This is a genomic window from Blautia sp. XA-2221, from assembly GCF_028767025.1.
In the GTDB taxonomy this organism is placed as follows: domain Bacteria; phylum Bacillota; class Clostridia; order Lachnospirales; family Lachnospiraceae; genus Blautia_A.
In genome coordinates, this window is the sequence record NZ_JAJQXX010000016.1 from 1 (window position 1) to 24774 (window position 24774).

Genomic DNA, 24774 nt, shown 5'->3' on the forward strand with positions numbered 1-24774 from the left:
GTGTCTCACTGTTTAGTTATCAAGGTTCTTTGTTTTCTGTCTCTCAGACAGCTCATTTACTTTATCACATCTCTTTTGGTTTGTCAAGAACTTTTTTCAAGTTTTTTCAAACTTTTTTGACGTCCTTTTAAGTAATTCGCTCTCTCGCTGACAGCTTGTTTACTTTACCACACTCAGAAATGATTGTCAACAAGTTTTTTGACTTTTTTCAAAGTTTTTCAAATTGTTTCTTCAAAAGAATCATTTTTTTGCGACAGCTAGATTAATTTACCACGTTCTTCCTCTTCTGTCAACTGTTTTTTCATTTTTTACAGAATAAGGTCATCAATAAAAAATGAATTTCATTTTTCTTTTTCACTCCCCAGTATTCTTTCATCTAGCTAATTAAGATTCAAGATCTACATCATCCCATGCTATTTATAATTTCATATGGATCACGCTTCCATCATTCTCAATCATATACTATATTACATGAAACTTGTATAATATTTCTATATAGATTAAGTTACTTTTTCAATATTGAAAAAGTAACTTATATTTATCATATCCTCGAAATGACCTTTACCAGATGCTTTCTTTCAATATCCGATTCCAAACTAACTATTTTCTATTGTTATACTCCAAGTATTTTGATAAATTTCATTACTTCCCAATTCTATCAATCCTGGCTGTTGTGCAATATCCTCTATGACATTTTTCCGAGAAGGAAGCGAACTCCATGGTTCTATACATACATAATCCGGTGTTTTAAAAGGTCTGTGCCAAATCCCCAGATAATCCATCTGAGGAAAACTAACTACAATCCTTTTTTTACCCTTCTCACTATCAATTCTGACTTTTCCAAATGTCTCTTTCAAAATAATTGCATCATGATTAAATAAATCATGTGTCAACTTTAAATATCTCCCCTCTGACAGTTCCAAATTTTCATTTCCTTCCAATACAAAACAATCCTCTGACATTAATATTCGTTTTGGGGAAGCATCTTTTCCAAAATCAATCCGGTAATCTTCAAATTTATTTTCTTTCTCTAGGGGTACTATAAAACCAGGGTGTCCACCAATCCCAAAATACATCGGCTTTTCATCTTTATTTTTTACCTTGTAAGTAATTTTAAGCGTTCCCCCTATCACCTTCCATGTAATTTCCAATTTAAAAAGAAACGGATATTGTTTTAACGTCTTTTCAGATGCTTCCAACTCCAGGGTCACACAATCTTTATCTTCTGACAAAAGCATCATTTCTGATGTCGGTAAAAATCCATGTATATCCATATGATATTTTTTTCCCTGAAACTGATAGATTTCACCGGTCATTCTTCCAATATAAGGGAAAAGATTAGGTCCTCTATCATTCCATATCTCTTCATCTCCCTGCCAAATATATTCTTTTCCATCTACATCACGCAGAGACCTAAGTTCTCCACCTTTCGAAGATATCTCCACAGTTAAATAAGAATTTGAAATTGTATAATTCATAATTTACTTATCCCCCTATTACTGCTTCCAGCATATATGCTTTTTAATCATCCTCTCTAAAACCTACTCCGCCATAAAATGTCAGCTGCATATATATTTCTAACAAAAATAACTAGCGTATCTGCTTTTGTTTTTTCCACATAATCTTTTACCATTCCCAGATTAATAAAAAACAGTTTCATATCTGAAAAGACAATCAAAAATATTGAACTTTTTAGAAGGTTCATGTAGCTGGTCAGCAATATCTGTAAGCAGACAGCTGTTGGAAGCAGTCATACCTTAATTTATGGCAGCCATAAACTTTCTTTCCAGCTTTGGAAACCTTCTAGAAACTTTATTTGAAAAAGTTAAAATTTCCCGTTTCATTTGGTAAATTTTTGATGTCAAATTGGTCTTAAGGAATCCTCTTTCTTTTTGTTTGTTTACTTAAATTTCACATCAAAAAGGAACTGGATTCCTTATATTTGGGGCATTTTTGAAAGTTGTTCATGATCAGCAAGACTGATTGAGAGTTCTGTGGACATAACTGCAAAAACTCAAGCTCTGACTTTCCTTACATTTGTATCGTAATCATCCGTAAAACAACCATACATAGCAGAATAAAATCCCATTTCCAAATTATCTGTATAAAAAAATCCTACCGAATATTTATCTTTTTTGCAGGAAACAAAAATATCATTCATTATAACAGGCATTGCCAATTCATCTTTTCAGTTATCTATAATATCTTTTTCCTTCTTTGACAGCTACTGCAATAGATAAATCTGGAGTATAATATGGAATCAAGGTTGACTGGATTGCATGATAAAGATCAGGTTTTCCAGGCCACACTGTTCCATTAGGAACATTAATTCTATTCATTTGATGGAACCAGGATCCGTTTTCGTGATCCAAAACTTTCTCATCTAAATACATCATAAAATCAGCATAATTATCATAATACTTCTTTTTATTGGTAATACGATAGAGAACTGCTGCTGTATTAATAGCTTCTGCAAGAACCCAATGCATTCTATCATGAACAATAGGACTACCGTTCCAGTCTGTTGTATATACAATACCAGGCTCACCATCGGAATTCCAGCCATCCTCAATAGCTCTTTCAAAGAGATTTTCTGCCGCTGTAATATATGCTTTCGCATTTTCTTTATCATGCTTATAAGTCGAAAGTGACCATTGTACTATTAAACGAGCCCACTCAAGTCCATGTCCTGGAGTTGCACCGTAAGGCTTAAACTGGTCGTCCGGATTTTCTTTATTACATTCCATATCGGGTTCCCATTCACTGGTATAATGCTCCGGAATCCTCCATTCATTATCACTAGCCCATCCCACTACACGCTTAATAATTTTCCCGCATCTTTCACGATATTTTTCATTTCCTGTCACATCTGCAGCTGCCAAAAAGGCTTCTACTGTATGCATATTTGCATTCAATCCTCTATAGGAATCCATAACCGTAAATTCTGTATTCCATGTATCACAAGACATTCCTTCTTCTTCATTCCAAAAATATCTGTCATAAATTTCCAGTGCATTCTCAAGTAACTCTTTGCCCTTCGGGTGTCCTGCAAGAACTGCCCCGGATCCTGCAAGAATTACAAACGCATGAGCATAACATAATTTATTTTCTGTATGTCCACCACCAGGTGTAAGCGAAGAATACCAACCTCCGTTTTTTTTGTCTCTCGCTGCACCCATAAGCCCTTTGACCGCTAAGTCTATCAACTCATCACTGCCTTTGTATCCAATATATTTTCCGATTGTGTATACATGCACCATTCTGCTGGTCGCATAAGTTTCCCTGTTATATTCCTTCCATGGTGTACCGTCATCCCCGAGATAATAGCAGGTTCCATCCACCGCTGGAAACTGACACCCAAACTCCAGCAAATCCTTTCTGATTTCTTCAAGAAATTTTTTATTTTCCTCTGTATCAAGAAGATATTTTTTATCCATCACTGTTCCCCTTTTCTTTTCATATTTACTTTAGACCATCCGGCTTTTATTTTCTTTCCAAATCATCAAAATTTTTCAGTCCACTTACAGCATCCTAGCCTACCACACAGAAAGCTCTTGTAGATGTTGATAACTGCATACATTCTTTCAGACCATCTTTCTGTATCAATGCTGTTAAAAACGCTGCAAGCCTTATATCTCCTGTACCGTTCACACCTGGATGATATAAAAAATCCGATCAATTTCTGGTATTACAAAAATCTGCACGCACCACTCACATTACCTCACCTGCACCATACTTATTCATACTAGCAATACAATTTCTCTGAATATATCATCTCCTATTCTTACAATCAATGAGACATCAGCTCCCAAAATCTTCATTAAAATTCATGTATTTCCTATAGTGCCGCCAAGATGAACATCGTTTTTTTCCATCTGAATTAGTTTTCTCGATTTTAAAACATCTTCTACTTTTGTACAATATTTTCCCGAAAAAATAGGAGTGATATCCAGATATATAGCCAGCAGAAAAATTTTTTTCCATTTTACTCTCCTTTTTCAAAAAATGTCCCCGAAGAATATCGATTCAACTCAATAATCTCCGGAGACATTTTTCATTAATTTATTGCCCATTCACTCCGTTGAACAGCTTCTATTGTTTACAAAAACTATATTCTTTTTATTCTTCTACATCATCTGCTGTAATAACAGAAACACCTGTATCTGTTACTTTTCCACCCAAATCTTCTCCGTTAATTGCTTTGACTGCTGCTTTAACACCTTCCGCACCCATTACATCCGGATTTTGAGCCATTGTACACACCAGATATTCATCTTTGACTAAATTCAAAATTGTATCAGATTTATCAAAACCAACACCAAGAACACTGCTACTTCCAGATGCTTTGATCGCATTGCCTGTACCTACTGTACAGCCTTCATTTGTTCCAAAAATACCTACACACCCCTGAGTAATATAATTTTCCGCTATAGACTGAGATTTTGCTGCATCTCCCTCGCTGTACTGGGTTTCAATGACTTTAAAATCAGTACCTTCAAATACACTTCTAAATCCAGCTTCGCGATCAAGTGTAGATTGAGATGCTGCATTCGTATTAATAATTCCTATATCTCCAGATGTTACTCCTTTATCTTGTAAAGCTTTTTTCAGTTCTTCTCCTGCCTTTTCTCCTCCTGCTTTGTTATCAGTAGAGAAGGTAGCTTCTGCTTCAACATTTGCAGGCGAATCTACATACACAATCTTTATTCCCGATGCTTCTGCTTCTTTGAGTGCCCCTGAAATAGCATCCGGGCCATTTGCAGCTACAATTATAGCCTGGTATCCTCCTGCAATAGCATTATTTACACATTCTATCTGCTGCGCATCATCTTTGGTGTTTGGAGCCATATAATCAACCGTAACCCCTTCTTTTTTAGCTTCTTCCTGGGCTCCTTCGTTTAACCTTACCCAATGCTGATCAATGGAATCCATAGTAATCAATGCAATTTTTTCACCCTCTGCAAATACATTTGTTGCACCCGCAAAACACCCTACTGCAACAGCCATACTGCACAATACTGCTAATACTTTTTTCTTCATTTTTAAATCCTCCTTTTTACATTATATAGTTTTTATATTACACATCGTATTTTTACGATGTAACATACTTATTTTCTGTGAGCTCTCAATTCAGAAAGAAGAACAGCTCCAACAACAATTACACCTATTACGATTCTCTGCATTCCAACCTGAGCACCAATCATATTCAAACCATTTTCCAATGTCTGCCATAATCCAGCACCTGCAAATGTTCCTAGAAGGATACCTGCGCCGCCAAGTGGAGAAACCCCTCCGATTACGCCTGCTGCAACTCCATACATTTCATACATATTTCCGGCTTCCATATTTCCCATACCAGCCTGTGCACAGAGAATCAATCCTACAATCCAACAGCACATAGCACTTACTACATATACTTTAATAGTTGTTTTTACAACGTCAACCCCCGAAAGTCTAGCTGCATCTACATTGGAACCTACTGCATAAATGTGCCTTCCTGTAAATGTTTTTGATAAAATGAAGTAAAAAATAAAAAATACAATCAGTGCAATCCAAAATGTATTATATACTCCAAAAGTCTTACCATAATAAAAAATATTAGAAAATCTGTCCGCCGCATCTTTTCCAATGCCGGTGGCAAGAGCATCTGTATTTCTGTTACCATTTACCATGTAGGAAATCCCTCTACCTACAAACATGGTTCCCAATGTTGCAATAAATGGCGGAAGTTTAAACTTTCCTACCAGAACACCGCTAATCACCCCAAGAGTCAAGCAACACACCAGAGCAATCAGGCAGGCTAATACAGGTGTCACTCCATTAGTCATCAGCGTTGCTGAAACCATTGCACTAACTGCAACCACAGATCCAATAGAAAGGTCAACATTACCAGTGAGCATCACATAACTCTGAGCCACACCAACAAGAAGATATTTTGACATAGATCGGAGAAGATTGATAATATTCTGTCCGGAAAACACAGACGGATTAATGATACCAAATACAATATAAATAATAATCAATCCTGCAAAAGCTGTAAGAGCAGCTCCCATTCCCCGAATAGATAAGATTTTTTTTAATACTGTCTGTTCTTTTCTGTTCATTTTATTTCCCTCAACTGTTCGAAATTTTTTTAGTTTCAAAAGCTGTTGCCATTTTTAATATATTATCCTGTGTGGCTTCTGCTGCAGTAATTTCTCCTGTTATCCTGCCATCACACATAACAATAATTCTATCTGCCAGCCCCATAACCTCCGGCATCTCAGACGAAACAAAAACGACTGCAATTCCTTGCTTTTTCAGCTGGTTCATCAGATTGTATATCTCAACCTTGGCTCCAACATCAATTCCTCTGGTAGGTTCATCAAAAATGACAACTCTGGAATTCCTGGCAAGCCATTTTCCCACTACCACCTTCTGTTGGTTTCCACCGGAAAGATTACCAGAATCAATCTCTACATTAGGAGTTTTTATCTGAAGATCCTTTACAATTTTCTCACAAAGGTCATCTTCTTTTACTGAACTCACGATTCCATGTTTTCCAATTAAATCAAGATTCGGCAATGCCATGTTCTGACGTATACTCAATTTCGTGCAAAGTCCATCTTTTTTCCTGTCCTCTGGAGCAAGTACAACCCCATTACGAATCGCATCCAAAGGACAGCTAATTTTCACCGCCTTACCATCAACATAAATTTCTCCACTTTCCTTGGAATCCACTCCAAAAATTGCTCTGGTCGTTTCCGTTCTGCCAGCCCCCATAAGTCCTGCAAACCCAACTATCTCCCCTTCATAAACAGAGAAATTAATATTCCGAACCAGCTTTCCTGCATTCAAATTACGAACTTCAAATACCTTCTTCCCCTTTTCGCATTGAATACGCGGAAATTTTTCTTTAATTTCACGACCTACCATATAAGCAATCATACTATCCATAGTAAGGTTTTTAAACTCACCTGACATAATATACTGTCCATCTCTCATAATAGTAACTCTGTCCACAATATGCTGAAATTCTTCCAGTCTATGAGATATGTATACAATTCCATGCCCTTCTCTTTTCAGCTTGCGAATGATTCTGAATAATTCGTCAATTTCCTTAGAAGTAAGTGCTGATGTAGGTTCATCCATAATCAATATCTTAGCATTAATAGAAAGTGCCTTAGCGATCTCCACCATCTGCTGTTTTGAAACAGGAAGATCCCCAACACTTTCCCAGGGCTTAATATCAATTCCCAGCTCATCCAGAATTTTCTGTGCTTCTGCCTCCATTGTCCTGTTATCAATGCAAAATTTTCCTCTCAATTCCCGTCCTAGATAAATATTCTCCGCAACCGAAAGATGTTTACACATATTCAATTCTTGATGGATAATTGCAATTCCAAGTGACTGTGCTCTCTTGGGATTCAAATCTTCATAAACTTCTCCATTAATCTCAACAGTTCCGCTATCCTTAGTGTAAACTCCACTGAGAATTTTCATTAAAGTTGATTTCCCTGCGCCATTCTCACCAATCAGAGCCATTACTTCCCCAGAACGAAGTTCAAACTTCACATGATCAAGAGCTTTGACACCTGGAAAGTTTTTGCAGATATCTTTCATTGATACTATCACTTCATTCATCAAATCCCCTCCAACCTGTTTCATTTAGTAAAACAAATATATTAGTAAATTTATTTTACTAAAACTCTAACACAAATCATTCTTTTTGTCAATATGCGCTCTTTTAATTAATTATTTTTTGTTTATATTGCATAATTTTCACTCATAAAATATGTCTATTATCCCGTTATTAAATTTCAAATATATTGAATTTTCTTTTGAATTTCTTCCAGTGAATCTACCTTTCCAGATGAAACAAGGGAGTAAAAGGCTGCACCCAGTGCAGCTTCTTCATGACATTTGGGAATATTCAGCTTCATTCCAAATATTGTTTCTGCCATTTCCTGCATAAATCTATTTTTTCGAATTCCGTTTCCTGCTCCAACAAGACAGGTTGCTTTTTTTCCTGTCATTTGGCACATTCCCTGATACATATCATAAAGTTCTTCCAAAATACCTTTAATCATTCCAGCAGTCATAGCTCCTGGAGTAAAATTTTTCACTCCAACAGATGTAATACTGCCACGTTCTCCGGGATTTGTTCTTGTTCCGGAAAAAGTAGTGCGGATATCCCATGCTTCATCAATACCATTTGTTTTAACAAACTCTCTAGCCTGTTTTTCCATAGACTCATATAGCGAGGCATGTACAATGTTTTCTCCCTCCATAGCTGCTATTTGCCGATAAAACTGTTCCAACATGGCATAAGCACGACCTCCACAAAGTCCTGCCCCCACTAAAAGATACGAATCTTTTATGCATGGACGTAATTCAATGGAACCTTCTGTCCGATAATGCATGTTCGTTCCAAAAGAAACCTGGCTCCCTGTTCCAATATTTATCACTACTGTATCTCTAATATTCTGCACAGAACCAATAAAGCTCGCCTGATTATCTCCCAGAGAAGCCATTACAGGGACACCTTCCAGCCCTTCCTCCACTGCCATTCCTATTATCTCATGTTCCTCGCAAATCTCCGGTATATAATCAGTTCTTATTCCTATCATTTCTAATTTTTCTTTCAAAAATTTTCCCTTTTCCAAATCAAAACATCCCCAACTTGCAGCCATATCCCTAGCTATAATCGGTTTGATTCTGTTGCAGAAACGCATTGCAATATAATCGCTGATTGTTGTCATACAGCAGGCTTTCTCTGGTATTTTTTTTTTATGACACAGGAAAAAATGTGTAGTCATACCATATCCCGTTGCTGCAGCTCCCACTTTTTCTCTTAAAATATGTTCATAAGTCTTATCTCCAGAAAACTTTTCATTGCCGCTTTCATCTTGCCATGTATAAAGAGGTGTAGCTGCCCTCCCTTCTCTGTCTACATAAAGTATCCCATGCATTTGTCCGGTAAACCCTATGCTGTCCGGTTTGCCTATCTCTGCGGCCAATTCAACAACTACTTTTCTGGTTACCTCATAAAGTTTCTCCGGGTCCTGAACTCGATTACAAAAATGTTCTCCCTGTATAAATGCCTGATGTGAAACAGTCCTGCTACCAAGCAACTCTCCTGACTGTCCATCCACAAGTATGACACTGATTGTAGTTGTCCCTATATCAATTCCCATTGCACGCATAATATCCTCCTGCTTCCCGCCGCCATAATATCTATAATTCTTTCCTATAAAGAATGTACACGTATTCCCTTTACCTGATACACTTCTGCCCTCCATGCACCACTCTTTTTATTCTGTTGTTTCAAACATTCAAAAATCCTGTCCGACATTTTCTGAAAATCCTGATCTACTGTAAAAATTTCTTTTCCCATTACTCCTGGAACTTTATCAATCATAGCAATCGGATGATTAAACGCATCTTTTCTCTTCATTCGTTCAAACGGTACCGCAAGTTCTCCTACTGAATAAAGTGTTCCATCACATTCTTTCAATCTACTTAAGTATTTTCTTACAGTAAACTCTTCCAGTTCATCCAAATGATTATGATATTTTCTTGGAATTCTAACTACCTTTCCATCAGGACAGAATTTCACAAATTCTTCTTCCCTAATCTTTACACTTTCAACTGTATCATCATCCCACCCCATAAATCCTATTTTTTTACAACCGGCTTTTCTAAGACAGTTTACTAGCTCATTCACAGCGTCACTATTGTCCAAACACACAGAATCTGCATAATCATTTTTTCTTGTAAAATCAAAAAGAATAATATTCATTCCAAGTCCTCTAAGTTTTCTTAGCGCCTCATAACTAATCTCCATATCCTCTAACCAAAGCACTACATTTCGTAGATCTTTTTCATAAATGCGAAACAAGCATTCTTCCAACGACTGCCCTAATGGCTTCTGTTTAAAAAGTACCAGAGATCCCAGTTCCTCTGCTGTCGTCTGAAAGGCATCGATAAAGCGTGAGAAAAAAGTATTTTGAGCCGGTGCTACAAGCGTAATAATATCCATGTTTCCTGCTCTTGCACCATATTTTAAATCCACTCTCGTTCCACTGCCCTGAATGCGTTCTATAATACGATCTTCCTCAAGAAGTTTTAGAGCCTTACGGACTGTAACCCGGCTTACCCCCAGATTTTCTGCAAGTTTCCGCTCAGATGGGATGTTTTCACCATCTTTATATATATCCTTATAAATCATCTGGCAAATTTTATTTTTAACATCACGATAAAGACTCTTTTCTTCCATACAACCTCCTGAATGTTATGCATTTAATAATGTAGAGTTTGGATCTAGCCTCTTAATAATATCTTCCTGTATTTCCGGAGAAAGATCAAGAAAATTCACAAAAGTCCCATGAATTCTTACAATATAAACACCACTGGGTGCATATTTTTCCGGATTCGTCAACACCTTACGAAGCATATCCGGTGTTGTTACATTTACATACAGATAAAACGGTGATACTTTTTCTTCATCATAACTGTTAAAGAATAATGGCATGAATATCTTTGTCTTGAATTCCATTCCCTTTTCTTCCATTGTCTTACCTTTGAAGTATACTGGATTAATACCAAAATGAGATGCATATCCTCCATTCATAGTATGAAAAGGCAGGTATCTGTTGGATAACATTCTCATCCCCAGACCTCCTGACGCCTCCCCATACAATGGATCAACACCATAATTTAACATTTCTCTTGCCTTTCTTCCATCTGGAGTGGCGCCAACCCAGTATCCATACATCAGATGTGTAGATGGAGTAGCATAATCTGGTCTGAACGGATTTCCAAGATAATTCTTCTTTGATGCTATCATTGCAGAAACCTTTTCTGCAATCTCTTTTGCGACTCTATCCACTTCCTCAATATTATTTCCAAACTTGTCACATTCCAGGAGATACTGATGCATTTCTTCATCATTTTCAAAATTATCTCTTAAAGCTTCTAACATTCTATCAGCATCTTCCGGTCTCTCTTTTATCAGGGTATCAATAGCATGAAAAGAATCTGCCATAACACTGAGCCCATGAATCAGACATCCACTTCCATTATATTTTGTTCCCTGTTTTTCTGTATCACGCATATCAATTCCTGATTCAATTCCTCCCATCATCGCCGAGAGAAACGGCACCTGACAAAGTCCGATAGCTCTGGAAGCATTGTTCGCGGCGCTCACCATTTCATCGACATAATAATCCAATTCTTTATAGAATACTTCTCTGACATTTTTCAAAAGTTCCAGATTACTATTATATCCAAGTTCCTCCCTTGTCTTACCAATCTGCTTTCCTGTAATCTCAGACTTGCCTCCCTGAAGCACTAATTCCAGAACTTTTGGAAGATTCAGCCAACTATTTGTAGTATTTCCATTATCCTTTCCCATAATCAACGGTTCCTGGCATCCTGCAACAGAATAATCCGGAAGGTCTTGTTTATCTACACCATTCATTTCCAATACTTCAAACAATGCATCATCATTAAATAATGATGGAGTCAGCACACCTGGAGTAAAAAAGAAGCGCCCCATCTCTTCATAAAGTTTATCTGGTGTGTTCTTATGAAGTTTTACAGAAAGGATAGGCTGCGGCAGGTTCATGTCAAAATATGCATCAAGCAATGCATATGAAGTAGGATTTGTCAAATCATTACCTTCTACATCTCGTCCTCCTATAATAAGATTCTGAGAAATTGCCCAACTTCTGTCTGCCACATTAAAAAATACAAGCATATGTTTCAAAAGTGCCGCTGTATTATCTCTGTCCAGATTTTCTTTTGCTCTGTAAGGTTCAAAAATCCTGTCTGCATTCCCCACAGAAAAGGCAAATGGATTCGGCGTCTGCTCCAGACACATAGTTTGCCAAATCAGAAGGAAACTCTGGATTGCCTCATAAAGATTGGATGCCCCTTCTGCCGGAACTTTTTTAAGAACTTTCGACATATATTCAAAACGATCTTTTGTTTTTCCTTCACTTTTTTCAGCTTTTGCCTCTGCCATTGCCTGATATCTGCCAGCAAGTATAAGAAGCGCATCCATACTAATATTCATTGCTTCATAATAATCTCTTTTCTTTTTATCATCAGTTAATGCCTGATGTTCCGCTATTTCATCTTTTATACAGATAGCACCTTTTTCAAGTAGTTTCCTTACATCTGGTATTATATGTCCCGTAACCTGTTCCATAAAAAATACTGCTTCTTCTGTATATTTTTCAACTGGCCGATAAGCGTCTGTCAGAACTTTTGCAAATTGACTTTTTTCATAATATTCTTTTACATGGTTGATTCTTTCTTTTGTAATATCTCCGATAGGATCAATATCACCAAAAACAGCTGTAGGGTCACAATATCCTGCAAAAGAACTGACTTTAAATGCTGGATTGATTAGCGCATAAGAACGGGCAAATGCATCATCCTGGGTTCCTGCAAATATATGATAATCTCCCAGAGTAAGTGGAATCTCCTTTATAATCTCCACCTGAGTTTTGGCAATACGAATACAGTCTGGTTCATTTTTATATATTTCATCACACCTCATGGCAATCTCTCTGGTCAAAAACCAGCCTTCCAGGTGCGTCAAAGTTCTTTCTTCCTGAAATCTTCCTTTTGCAAGATTTGTAATTTCTTCAGGACTATAAATATCTGTAATCTTCATTATTAAATTCCTCCTTAAATTAAATTTATACATTATAGACGTCTTTTTTTAGGTACGGGTGCATTGAATCCCATTTTCATTAAGAATCTGTTCAAAATACTCTACTGTTCCCGGCTGAATTTGTCCCACTTTCATCCTGTACTCTAATCCGCACTGTTCCCATTTACTTTTACCAAATTCATGATAGGTAAGAAATTCAACTTTTGTGTAATTACCTCTGATATGATCTTTAAAAAATCCGGAAAAACCTTCTGCATCTTTTCTGGAATCATTAAAACCAGGAATCAGAGGAACACGAATCAGAACATTTTGGTGCTTTTCTGAAACTCTTTCCAGATTCTTTATTACCCAAATATTAGAAACTCCCACCCATTCTTTATGAATATCATTATCATAATGCTTTACGTCCATAATCCACTGATCTACGTAAGGAATCAATTCCTCCATTCGAGGATGGGTACCGTTGCTTTCTATAGCTCTGTGAATTCCTTCTTCTCCAAGTTTTTGTAATAGCTCTTTTACCGGTTCAAACTGCATAGAAATCTCCCCACCCGTAAGAGTTACTCCACCACCATCAAAAAACATAGGTTTTGACATTCTACATTCTTTTATCACTTCTTCCATTTCATACTCTTTATAAGAAAGCCGTATTCCTTTCTGCCTGCTGCTATGTATGCAAATCTGCTCTTCACAGCTCTGACAAATACTCCGATCAAGTATACCGTCTTTTATTGCCCCTTTTGGACAGCAACTTTCTCTCAACCAGTTTTTTTCTACAAGAAGAACTCCCTCCCGATTCATTCCCTCTGGGTTGGAACACCAGGGACATTTCATATTACACCCTTGTAAATGGAGTATCAGACGATTTCCTTGCCCATCTTGTGAATAGTTGAATCCCTTTTGAAAAATTTTTAGTGTCATAGCCTCCTCCATATTGGTATTGTTGTATAATACCATTTTAATTAATAAAAACAATTTACTATTATTTGCATTTTCATAATACTCTACAAAATACTGAATTGTCAACTATACCATTAACAAATTTTTGCACAAAAATTCACTTCCAAATATATTGATATTTGCCAAAACAAGAATTTCAGAACAATAATAACTTTCCTTGAAAAATCTGAAACAATACATTAGCTGCGGCTCCCAAAAGCTGAGAATCTTTTCCAAAATAAGCTTTTCTTATGGGAACTCTGCCATAGTTTTGCGTAAACTTCTCTTCGTTCACCTTATCTTCCAAAAGGTACACATATCTGTCATCCCATTCCATACATTCATTGCCTAAAATTACCAGCTGCGGATGCAGTATATTAATCCCACTGACAATGGCAACTGCAACATTATCCACCATCTCCCGCATTATCTTATCTACATCTCTGCGTCTTCTCATCTTGCAGAACTCTTGAAATGTATACTTCTCACCAGTTACTTTCTGAAGTTTCTCTTCCACTACATTCACACTTGCATAGACTTCCAAACATCCTCTGTTTCCACAGGCACACCGTTTTCCATTGCGGTCTATACTGATATGACCAAGCTCTGATGCCATTCCCATTTTATTATGAAACACTTTTCCATCACTGACAAGACCAGATCCAATTCCCTTTGTAATGCCCAGAAAAATAAAATCCTGAACATTTTTTCCTGCTCCAAAAAGAACTTCTGCCTGCGCAGCACTGTTCTGATCATGATCCACTACAACCGGAAGTCCATAGCGTTCTTCCAAAAATTGTGTAATATTGACATTCTCTATCCCCCAAAAATGAGGAGGATTAAGTATAATTCCGTGATTAATATCAACCGGACCCATAACTGCCACTCCAATTCCTATTACTTTAGAATCTGTTTCTTCCAGAATCGCGTCAAGTACACGGTAAGAATATTGACGCACTTCTTCTTTTTTTAGTGATTCAAATGGGATGACCTTACGGTTTAAAATCTCCAAGCTAAGTGTACAGAGAACCGCCTCAATTTTATCACGTGTAATATACAGACCAATCACATTGGGTGCTTTTTCAGAAATTTTAAGACGTATAGGATTTCGCCCACATCCTTCTGTAATCTTTTCTTCACATTGCTCTACAATTCCATTTTCTATATATTCAGATATAATATTTGTGATAGTCATCTTGGTCAAACCGGTTGTTGTGGCTAATTCAATTCTGGATGTAGCTTCATTTGTAGCAATCAACTGAAGAATCAGCCCCCTATTATACTGTTTTGACGTAATAAGATTTTGTCCTGTTCCCTTTTTCATAACTTTTCCTCTCCTGTTTTCTTTTTCAATATCTTCCGAATATCTGAGCTTTATCGTCATTTTATTTATTATAAACAAATTTCCAAGAAAATCCAACTATGCTGCGCTCTTTTATTATTTAGCTATTCATTATATAAAATTTTTTAAATTTATCCAGAATGGTATATTCTTGCTCTCTGCTTCACCATAAAACTGAGGGATTCAATATCTCGAACAATTCTTCTATCTCCCCCACCTGATTTTTGTTAATCCCGCTGGCAAACACTTATTTTTCTGTTATAATTAATCCATCTGTTCTATCAAAAATACTTACCCCTGACATGGGAGAAAGGAAAATCCAATCATTATCTATATACGATTGGAGCGGTTATATTCATATGGATTTTATAAAAGAAGCTCAGGAACTGGGATTTGCCAATGCTGCTGTTATTGATGTGAAAGATCTGGTTTTCGTGCTGGAATACCGGCAATTCTGTGAAGAAAACCTGTGCGGAAACTTTAATCTTGTTCCCTCTTGTCCTCCGGTATGCGGAACACCGGAAGAAATGCATCAGAAAGCTCTGAATTATAAAAAAGCTCTGATTCTCCAGGAGGTTCTGGAATCTCCGGAAGAACAGCTCAACGTAAAAAAAGCAAAGCACGACCTTAATATTCTTACTGAAAAACTTCATAAGAAAATATCTGTTGTTACAGATGGAATTCCTCTGATCATCAGCGCCGGGCCTTACAAGCAGTTTTCCTGTATGTCCGCTTACGGCATTGATGCTCAAAAAATGGCTGAGGCTGCCAATATGTTGTGCTGGGCACAGGATGGAAAAATACGTCTGTTTTCCCTGATCCTGTTTAATCCGAAAAAATCACAGTTTTGACTTCTTGACTCTGTAAATCCAGCACAGAGTTGTGATAACAATTATATCTCTTTTAAAACATATAATTGCAACCAAACTCTTTTAAAAATTTTATCTTATTATCTTCTGTCCATTTAATTAAGGAAATACCGTCAAATTCTTCAACACTTCCCATATTCATTTCATTTTTAAAATACCATTCTACGACCGTTTGATTTCCTTTATGAACGAACTGCTTAATATCCCAAGCAATAACTTTACCGCGATTATTCCATTCATTAAACCAATGTTTTACTGTTTTAAGATTTTCATATTTAGGACCCCAACTTTCCGTATAAACAACATTTTCTGTAAAAATTTTATCCATTCCTAAATCTTGCTGTTTCAACCACATATCAAACCATAAACGAATAATCTTTTCTCTCTCATTCAAAATAGAACCCCTCAATCCTACGACTAACCACTTTGTGTATATAGATATAAAATTATCAAACTGGAATTTGACTTGCCTATTTTCTTAAAATCTCATGTGGAGCTTCTATTTCATTTGCCAAGGTATGCTCTGTTAATTCTGACATCAATTTCAATTTTTTATTAATCAATGGTCGCATACAATTAGGAACATGTTCCTGATGCGCTCTGTGGATTGCTACACATTCCTTACAGTTTCCGTGATAACGACAGGCTTTCAGGCAAGGACAGTGATCTTTGTCTTTATACTCCTTACGAAATTCCGCTGCAAATTCTTCTTGCAGTCTCAGCCCCTCGACACGGTTTCCCTTATGAAATTCTACCATTGCATCCAGTTCTTTCTGGTTCCCTTCAATCTTCATGTTATTATAGCGCCTCCATTTCAACTATTCCTCATTTTCTGATAACTTCCGGTTTATATCACTTCTCTCAGTCTCTATGTCCCATTAGCTTGCAAACCATTCTTTTAATTCTTACAACAATTCCTCCAACACCTCCCAGTCTTGATAATAAGATGCCGAGCGCAAAAAATATCACTATAACAGTAGCCATATCCAAATAATTTTCACCCATAGTTTGTCTCCTTTGCAACTTCTAGTTTTCCAATTTAACAAATATGAATTTATAGTGTATCAACATACTGTTTTGCCTGTACCAAATCCATAGAAGTAATTTCTCTTACTTTTTTTACTGCCTCCACTTCTTTTCCACTATTTTTCAGATGTGCTATATATTCTTTTTCTTCATCGGAAATAAAATATGTAGCTAATTGTTGATTTCCAGTTTCTTTACATAATTTATCAAGCTGTACTTGCTGTGCTTTTACTTGTTTTTGCAATTCATTGATTTTTATGTAAAACAAAATCCCACCAATTATCATTAAAGATATAATTCCATATTCCATAAAATTTGCCTCCACAACTTCAAATTTATTTTTTTATGTCTTTCATAATCAAAATAATTCCTAAAATATATCCACAATCCCATTCTTTAAAAATTTCATTATCATAGTAAAAACATGGGTGTTTAAATACAATTCCAGCACCAATTCCATTGTCATATGTTTTTGTATCACCCCGAAAATTTCAAATTATCACTTTTTTCATACTCATATTATAACCATTCCATATATCCGGCACAACAAAAAAACCACATCCCCTTGCCATTTTTATTAAAAACAAAAATGCACACTTTGCAAGAGGAATTTAAAGGCCCCTGTTCCGTTTCGCCTTTAGATAATCTTTATCGGATGTTCTCTATATCAGTCTAACCCTCGCATTTCCTTATATACTTTCATCATACGTTCCATTTTCTGATGCTGAATCAACTGTTTAAATCCCATAAGTCCTTCCGCTTCTACAACCTTCTTAGAAAGATAATTGCTGATTCAGCTAATCAATGCGGCTTCCATATAAATTCGATATACTTCCATTCACAGATAATAAGACAACTTTTTATAAAGCACTATAAAGAATAAAATTCGCCCTCACAGAGCTACAGAAAATACAATCTGCCGTCTGTAAAGGCGAATCTTATTTTTTCAGCATTGCTGCCTGTATTTTTTTACAAAAATCCAATTATCTGTTTCCGTCAACCTGTTTCTGCTGCTCGATTACCAGAAGATGGCTTCTGATCAGAACCGGACGGACTGCATTGTATATCACTGCAACAAGGATCACAGATATAACTGCATTGACAAATGTGGCCATAGCGCTCATCTTTGCCAGCACCTCTGCCATTTGCTGAGGCTGTCCGAGAATATACTGTTTATAAAAATATCCCACTATCGGATCCGCCACTACATTAAAACCGAGTCCGGCTACGGATGCCAGAATACTCCATTTCAATACATATTTTTTATCTGTACTTTCATTTATTTTTGCAATTTTATGAGCCACAAGTCCTGTAATAAGTCCAATACAAAGCTTTAGTACAAAAGTCTTCGGAGCGCCTGTAATATATACAGGATCCATAAGATCTGCAACTGTCATACCAATAGCTCCGGCAAGTCCTCCATACCATCCGCCCAGAAGAAGCGCTCCCAAAACACAAAATGCATTCCCGATGTGGATTGAAGTAGCATCGCCTCCGGGCACTGGTATTTTTATCTGAAGAAATGTAAAAGCTACATAACAGAGTGCTGCCAGAAGAGCGGTTTCTGCAAGCTTTGTAATAGTGTTGTTCTGATTGTTCATAATCACTGCCCCCTCTTTTTCATTGATTACTGATATCTTAATCGATATCTGTACTTTTTAAAATACACAATTTTTATCTTTTTAAAGGGGACAGTTTCTGTTATGGATTTTTATGATACATTGTAAAAAATGCGGATACATTCCAGGCTTTTCCGGCTAATCAGATTGCCTGTCATTTTTATATTCCTTTTTTATAAAGATAAAAGGAATAACCGGTAGGGATCAGGAACACACAGGCAAGGAATGCAAAAAGCACCCACTCTGACTGCAGAAATCCGTTAATTACAAAAACGACCCCACCCATAATAAACAGCCATGAAGCTACTCTGTGTGTACGATTCCAGTTTTCTTCACTGTTCAATGTCCACGGAAGTTTGATTCCTACAGAATAGTTCTGTTTGATCTTATGCATATAGTTTCCCAGAATAACAAACATGATTCCCAAAATTATATTGATGATCATGCCCGTATCCACACTGATTCCCAGTGCAGTCGCATAACAGATCAGATTTGTCACTACAGAGAGAATCGGAATTATCCATAGAATCGCACGCATCAGTTTATGATTGATATTTTTGCGTTTTGGATCTGCGCCGACCATAAATGCACAGAAAAATTCCATAACAAGCAAAAACAGTGGCATTCCAAATACAGCTACAGGCTTGCTGCTCCATCCATTTGCCTGATTGTCACTGCCAAAATGTGTGGGGATCATATCCGGAAGCTGATCCCAGAAAACAATCCCGACAATGATCGGACAAAGAATCATAAGACTGGCAACCAAAAGTGTCCATTTATATTTTTTTATCATAATAATCATTCCTCCTGTTTCACATATTTTCCGGTCAAACGCTTCTGCTGCTGAAAGCAGTGTCACTTCTTACTCTCCTCGTCTTTTTCACCGGTAAGCTCTGACAGCCACAGCAGAATTTCTTCCACAACTGAGGTATTCAGCTCATAATATACATAATTTTTTACTTTTGTTTCCCATACCAGATCAGCCTTTTTTAGTACGCTCAGATGATACGATATGGTAGCTCCGGTCATCTCAAAATGGCTGCCAATTTCTCCTGCAGACATTTTTCCGTTTTTCAGAAGCTGCAGAATTTCTCGCCTTACAGGATCTGACAGTGCCTTAAATGTTGCTGCAAAAGACATTTGATCCCTCCTTTCTGTTATAGTATTTAGAAATATTTCTAAATAGAATATACCTCTGCACATAGAAAAAGTCAACATCTATTTAGAATTATTTCTAAATAGATGTTGACCCTCTGAACTGTTCATGCAGTCGTTTAAACAACCACACATTGCTTTTTATCATGTGGATGGATTAGACAGACGTATCTGCTGTGTCAGCGCCTGTCCTCCCTGCTGATACCACTGATCTACAAACGTATCAAAATAGCTGACAGGCTTTTCTCCCATAATGATCTGAATGAACGTGCTTGTTTCAAACTGGCGCAGCGACTGTGGGATTTCTCCACCTGCGTCATCCAGGTAGCTTCTGACCGCCGGAGTGTAATTTTCATCTACAAGAAGCCCTACTGCTGAAATCCTTGATTTATATGCAGCCCAGTCTTCCGCAGTGTAATCTTTTCCACTGAGACAGGAACTGCAGGCCTGATAATAAGACTGCTCAATGGCAGTAAGTTTTTCCTCCAGGTATTTTCCTTCCAGAGCCGCCTGAATATTTTCTGTTACCTGATAGGTCGCCTCATTATAATCCACATTGATCACAAGCGGTCTGGCTGTCGGATCTACATTCAGAGCAAAATATTCGTTTACCTCCTGAGCATCATCTGCCTCATATCTGGTATAATCAAAAAGAACACTGATGATCTTCATTACAATTTCCGGATGCTCATATCCCTTGCGAACCACCACATATTTATTATCCCGGAAAGATTCATAAACATTTTGGTCTGACAGTTCCTGAAGATAATAGGGTTCCCAGTCCGCCTCACTGTTTTTCTCGTAGCTTTCCATCAACGGATTGTTAGGTGTCCACCACAGTCCGAAAAAAGCTCCACATTTTCCATTTACAACCAGGTCTCTCAGATTATTTGGCGCGCGCAGAGCAAAATTCCGGTCCAGAATCCCTCGGTCATACAACTTATGCAGATAATCCAGTGCTTCTTTTGTTTCCTTCGTCAGAGATCCGTAAACAATCTCTCCGTCCTTCTTGATCCATCTCTGGGGATTTGCCCCAAAACTGTCAAACACAGGATCTACCGAATAACTGGAACTTGTGGTTCCAACAAGATTTGTGTCACACGCCAGGCCCACAGGGGTTTCCCCTTCTTCAGTGCCCATTCTGTTTTTCACAAAGACATCTATGATCTCAAAGGCATCTTCAAGAGTTTCCGGCTCCTCCAGCCCCAGTTCCTCCATCCAGTCCTTTCTCAGCCACAGAAAATTTGGTCCGTGATCGATTACTGTTTCCGGAACAGCCATCAGCCTTCCGTTAAATTTCCCGGAATCCAGAAGAGCATCTCCATAGCTTTCATACATCTCTTTGATTCTTGGAGACGCACACTTCTCAAATACTTCCGTAAGGTCCTCCACAAGATTGTTTTCCACCATCTCCGTCAGGATTTCACGGTCTGTGACCACCATTACATCAGGAAGATTCTGATCCTTTACAAGAATATTTACAAGTTCACTGTAACGCTCTTCCGTATCCATATACACGGTATCATTCTGGATATTCAGCATTTTCCGAAGATATCTGGTATAGGCATTGTCCTCATAGGTATCGCCTTCCGGAAGATTGGAGTTATTTGCCCCATTGATCTGAGCAAGCGTATAGGTAACAAGCTCCGGATATGCCCCATAGGGCGTTGTTTCTGCCTTTTCCATTGCTCTCCTGTACTCCTCAGAAACCTGCTGACCATTCTGTCCGGGAAATTCCTCCTTTTTTCCACAGCCGCAAAATACACAGACTGCGAGAAAAAACACTGCCCATATTTTTTTAATCTTCATCTCTGTACTCCTCTTTTGGCACTCTTATCTCTACCGTTGTCCCCATTCCCGGCTGGCTGAAAATACAGATAGAAGATTTTTCTCCATATAAAAGCTTCAGTCTGTCGTGAACGTTTTTAAGTCCATAGCCTTTTGCCTGATACGTTACCAGAGTCTTTGCTTTTTCCTGTTCCATTCCAGGCCCGTTGTCCGTTACAGAAAGAAGGATTTCCTTACCTTTGTCCAGGCAGGCAATACAAAGGATTTTTTCTCCGTCCTCTTTTTCATCCAGCCCGTGCTCCAGCGCATTTTCCACTACAGGCTGCAGCAGAAGTTTGGGGATCTTTTCATTTTTTATGGAAGAATCTGTGTCCCACTGCACAGAAAACTCGTGATTATGCATAACCAGCTGAATTTCCAGATATGCTTCTGTATTTTTGATACAGTTTTCCATTGTCACCATATCCTCGCCCCGGCTGAGTGCAGTTCTGTAAAAAGTAGAGAGAGCCAGAGTTACCTTACTGATCTCCTTCTGATTACTCCTGATTGCCATCCAGTTAATAGCAGACAGGGTATTATAAAGAAAATGTGGATTAATCTGCGCCTGGAGAGCTTTCAGCTCAAATTCCTTCAGAGCAATTTTATTGACATATACTTCATCAATAAGACGATTGATCTCATCCATCATTCTCCGGAAACTCCTGATCAGCATTCCCACCTCATCCTCACTGTCACTGGATACCACAACCTCCCGGCTTCCATGGTTCACCTGATCCATATTGGCTGTAAGCTCTTCAATTTTTCTGGTAAACAATCTGGAAAAAAATGTTCCCAGCACAAAAATAATCACACCACAAATACAGATCAGAGGGATCTCTTCCAGAAAAAGTCTGGACACTGCTCCGGAAATAGAAGCTTTCGACCGGAAAAGATAATATTTCCAGTTGTTTTCCCCACTGGCACTTTCGGTCCAGGCGCATACTTTTTTCACTGAATCCAGCACTTCCCCGGAATGTGAACTGTCAGATGATATCCCCGGCAGAGCAGAATCCTGGTACAGAATATTTCCCTGATCATCCACGATCATTCCACCGGTTTCATCCTCTGTAATATTGTCAAAAGCCTGAAAAATTTTATCATAATCCAGAGTAATACAAAGCACAGCTTCTAATTCTTTTCGGTCATATATGTTCCGCACTGCTGCAATTTCTTTGCGGTTTTTGTCCACTACCCACTGGATCCTCACATCCTCTTTCATGCTTTTGCTCCACCACTCTTCCCGGACTTTTTTCAGCGGAACAAGAGTGTATTCATGCTCCACCCGGATGCTGTCGGCAAACAGCTGAATCTGTTTGATCGCTTCATGATAGGATTTTGGCACTGAAAGAAGGGGATCTGCCACCTTTGTGTACTGTTCATATGCTGTATAATTATCCATATTCTTTTCTTTGATGATCTCATCAATATCCGGGGAATATGTAAGATAATTAATAAGACTGGTGTAAACTGCAATCTGACTGTCAATGCTTTCCCTGGTCTGTTCCAGAATAGAATTCATATCCTCCATTTCCCTCTGACGGACAAAGGAACTCATACGCATATGGCTGTACAGAGCAAGAACCGTCATGGGAACAAGACTTGCGCCTACCAGAAGAAGCGTCAGCTTGTGACGGTACTTCATATTTTTAATGATCTGATGCAGCTTCTTCATCCTCTCCTGATCCTTTCCTGTAGGATTCCGGACTGCATCCGTAATATTCCCGGAAGCTCCGGCAAAAATACGATACATTGGCAAATCCTACTTTTTCGCTGATCTGCGCAACCTTCATATTTGTGTTTTTTAACAGCTCTTTTGCTTTTTCCATACGAAAAACACGGATATAGCGGTTCAGATTCATACCTGTTTCCTTTTTAAAGATAAAACTCAGATATCCGGATGAAAGATATACTTTTTCTGCAAGAGTTTCCAGACTGAGATCTTCCGCATAATGCTGATAAATATAATTTTTTACTGCTGCTACCTCATTTCTGGATTCGCTCATGGATCTTTCCAGAAATTTTTCATATTCGTAAATATTTTCTTCTGTAACTTTCAGAATCTCCATGATATTTCTGCAGCTATATAAACGATCTATTTCATGTTCAATACGCTGTTCTCCGGAAAACTGGTCTTCCTGAAAAAGCTCCTGGATCACATTGGAAAACACGAATTTAATATACATGGCAGAATACTGCGTGTTATCACTGTATTTTTCTTTCAGGCACTGGTAGTGCTTTCTAAGCTGACTGATATCTTTCCTGCTGACGTCTTCTGATATCATCTGCAAAAGTCTGGAGTCCTGCACTTCTTTTACTTCCATACTGAGATGCTCTTCCTCATTGGAATAAATATGCTTTTCCGGATGATAAAACTTTTCCTCCATCTGCTGTTCAAGCTGACTCATGATCTCCGCAAGACATTCATATCCTTCAAACTTTCTGCTGATTGCCAGATAAAAGCTTTCCCTGTAGTTTCTTTTCAAAAACGTATAAATGTGATTTGCCACAAGACTGTAATCACAGTAGTTATCCTGAAACAAAAGCAAAGACTGTCTGTTGTTCAGATTCAGATAAAAAAACACTCTTCTCAGCTGCTTCTGAAGCTCTGCAGAAAAATTTTCCTCAGCCGTATCAAAAAATGACATATCCGATTCTATCAGGATCGCACAGCGCCAGGAGTTCCACTTTTCCAGGTCGATCATACCTTCTGATTTTTCAAGAATATCTTTTTTTCCTGTGTAAAGATAACTTTCCAGAAAATATTCCTGAAGGAAGTCCTGTTCTTTCTGTTCTCTGGTTTCCTTTTCTTTTTTCTTCAGAATATTTTTCCTGATTGTATTTATGGTCTTATGAAAGCTTTCCGGTTCTACCGGCTTCAGCATATACTCTGTAACGCCATACCTGATCGCCTCCTGGGCAAAAGTAAAATCACTGTATCCGCTGAAGATCACAACCTGAAGCCCCGGATTCATTTCTTTTGCCTTTGAAGTAAGCTCCAGCCCGTCCATATGGGGCATCTTGATATCTGTCAGAAGCAGATCTGTTTCTTCGCTTTTAAGGATCTGCAGCGCATCTCTACCATTGGAGGCTTCCCTGATATTCCACTCTCCTTCCTCCATGCCAAGAAGATACTTGATCCCCTCCCGTTCCAGCTTTTCATCATCTACGATCAGAACTTGTATCATATTATATTGTTCCTTCCTTTCAGCCATTCAAAAACATTGGATATCCATTTTATTGTATCATTCTCAAACGGCTCCTACAAGGAATACCGATTATAAAATATCCCTGCATATAACAGGGGATGCTGAAGTTTCCTACAGCACCCCCACA

At 37.8% G+C, this 24774-nt stretch carries 21 protein-coding genes; 1 reads left to right on the plus strand and 20 read right to left on the minus strand.

The window, feature by feature from the left end; translation table 11 throughout:
• Nucleotides 1–596 precede the first annotated feature (596 nt).
• The 10 genes from LU279_RS11900 to LU279_RS11945 form a co-directional block, all read right to left on the minus strand.
• Entirely contained in the window at nucleotides 597–1478 is an 882-nt protein-coding gene (locus tag LU279_RS11900; RefSeq protein ID WP_274422723.1) for an aldose 1-epimerase family protein, read from the minus strand.
• A 714-nt stretch (nucleotides 1479–2192) separates the two neighbouring features.
• Complete coding sequence (locus LU279_RS11905) at nucleotides 2193–3437, minus strand: AGE family epimerase/isomerase (RefSeq protein WP_274422724.1); 1245 nt, start codon at nucleotides 3435–3437, stop codon at nucleotides 2193–2195.
• A 682-nt stretch (nucleotides 3438–4119) separates the two neighbouring features.
• Complete coding sequence (locus LU279_RS11910; RefSeq protein WP_330684670.1) at nucleotides 4120–5040, minus strand: substrate-binding domain-containing protein; 921 nt, start codon at nucleotides 5038–5040, stop codon at nucleotides 4120–4122.
• A 68-nt stretch (nucleotides 5041–5108) separates the two neighbouring features.
• Nucleotides 5109–6104: an ABC transporter permease gene (locus tag LU279_RS11915; RefSeq protein WP_274422725.1), complete on the minus strand. Its 996-nt coding sequence runs from the start codon at nucleotides 6102–6104 to the stop codon at nucleotides 5109–5111.
• Nucleotides 6105–6114: 10 nt separating this feature from the next.
• A complete protein-coding gene (locus LU279_RS11920; RefSeq protein ID WP_274422726.1) occupies nucleotides 6115–7623 on the minus strand; it encodes a sugar ABC transporter ATP-binding protein in 1509 nt (502 codons plus the stop codon).
• A gap of 176 nt (nucleotides 7624–7799) precedes the next feature.
• Entirely contained in the window at nucleotides 7800–9185 is a 1386-nt protein-coding gene (locus LU279_RS11925; RefSeq protein ID WP_274422727.1) for a sedoheptulokinase, read from the minus strand.
• Between the two features lie 44 nt (nucleotides 9186–9229).
• Entirely contained in the window at nucleotides 9230–10258 is a 1029-nt protein-coding gene (locus tag LU279_RS11930) for a GntR family transcriptional regulator (RefSeq protein WP_274422728.1), read from the minus strand.
• A 15-nt stretch (nucleotides 10259–10273) separates the two neighbouring features.
• Complete coding sequence (locus tag LU279_RS11935) at nucleotides 10274–12664, minus strand: pyruvate formate lyase family protein (protein WP_274422730.1); 2391 nt, start codon at nucleotides 12662–12664, stop codon at nucleotides 10274–10276.
• Between the two features lie 48 nt (nucleotides 12665–12712).
• Nucleotides 12713–13690 carry a glycyl-radical enzyme activating protein gene (locus LU279_RS11940; protein WP_274422731.1) on the minus strand — a complete coding sequence of 326 codons (978 nt, stop codon included), beginning with the start codon at nucleotides 13688–13690 and terminating at the stop codon, nucleotides 12713–12715.
• Between the two features lie 70 nt (nucleotides 13691–13760).
• Nucleotides 13761–14927, minus strand: coding sequence for an ROK family transcriptional regulator (locus LU279_RS11945; RefSeq protein WP_274422732.1), 1167 nt, complete (start codon nucleotides 14925–14927; stop codon nucleotides 13761–13763).
• Nucleotides 14928–15304: 377 nt separating this feature from the next.
• On the opposite strand from LU279_RS11945, the gene LU279_RS11950 reads away from it, so the two are divergent.
• On the plus strand, nucleotides 15305–15796 hold the full coding sequence (locus LU279_RS11950) for a DUF2284 domain-containing protein (RefSeq protein ID WP_274422733.1): 492 nt from the start codon (nucleotides 15305–15307) through the stop codon (nucleotides 15794–15796).
• 52 nt (nucleotides 15797–15848) lie between these two features.
• Here LU279_RS11950 and LU279_RS11955 read toward each other — a convergent pair whose 3' ends face one another.
• The 10 genes from LU279_RS11955 to LU279_RS12000 all read right to left on the minus strand — a co-directional run bounded on the left by LU279_RS11955 (nucleotide 15849) and on the right by LU279_RS12000 (nucleotide 24626).
• Nucleotides 15849–16208 (minus strand): nuclear transport factor 2 family protein, encoded by a 360-nt coding sequence (locus LU279_RS11955; RefSeq protein WP_330684671.1) that lies wholly within the window; start codon nucleotides 16206–16208, stop codon nucleotides 15849–15851.
• A 76-nt stretch (nucleotides 16209–16284) separates the two neighbouring features.
• Nucleotides 16285–16608, minus strand: a complete 324-nt coding sequence (locus tag LU279_RS11960) for a hypothetical protein (protein WP_004613237.1) — start codon at nucleotides 16606–16608, stop codon at nucleotides 16285–16287.
• Between the two features lie 67 nt (nucleotides 16609–16675).
• A complete protein-coding gene (locus LU279_RS11965) occupies nucleotides 16676–16819 on the minus strand; it encodes a hypothetical protein (RefSeq protein WP_016439060.1) in 144 nt (47 codons plus the stop codon).
• Between the two features lie 49 nt (nucleotides 16820–16868).
• Nucleotides 16869–17150, minus strand: coding sequence for a 50S ribosomal protein L7/L12 (locus tag LU279_RS11970; protein WP_131040676.1), 282 nt, complete (start codon nucleotides 17148–17150; stop codon nucleotides 16869–16871).
• Nucleotides 17151–17823: 673 nt separating this feature from the next.
• Complete coding sequence (locus LU279_RS11975) at nucleotides 17824–18441, minus strand: ECF transporter S component (protein ID WP_274422736.1); 618 nt, start codon at nucleotides 18439–18441, stop codon at nucleotides 17824–17826.
• Between the two features lie 178 nt (nucleotides 18442–18619).
• Nucleotides 18620–19318, minus strand: a complete 699-nt coding sequence (locus LU279_RS11980) for an SdpI family protein (RefSeq protein ID WP_274422737.1) — start codon at nucleotides 19316–19318, stop codon at nucleotides 18620–18622.
• Entirely contained in the window at nucleotides 19315–19599 is a 285-nt protein-coding gene (locus tag LU279_RS11985; RefSeq protein WP_274422738.1) for an autorepressor SdpR family transcription factor, read from the minus strand. Before LU279_RS11985 ends, LU279_RS11980 begins: the two co-directional genes overlap by 4 nt.
• Nucleotides 19600–19758: 159 nt before the next feature.
• Complete coding sequence (locus LU279_RS11990) at nucleotides 19759–21423, minus strand: extracellular solute-binding protein (protein WP_274422739.1); 1665 nt, start codon at nucleotides 21421–21423, stop codon at nucleotides 19759–19761.
• The gene (locus LU279_RS11995; RefSeq protein ID WP_274422740.1) at nucleotides 21413–23191 is read right to left on the minus strand and encodes a sensor histidine kinase; all 1779 of its coding nucleotides are present in this window, start codon (nucleotides 23189–23191) and stop codon (nucleotides 21413–21415) included. Before LU279_RS11995 ends, LU279_RS11990 begins: the two co-directional genes overlap by 11 nt.
• Entirely contained in the window at nucleotides 23088–24626 is a 1539-nt protein-coding gene (locus LU279_RS12000) for a response regulator transcription factor (RefSeq protein ID WP_274422741.1), read from the minus strand. The genes LU279_RS11995 and LU279_RS12000 overlap by 104 nt, the downstream gene beginning before the upstream one ends.
• Nucleotides 24627–24774 lie beyond the last annotated feature (148 nt).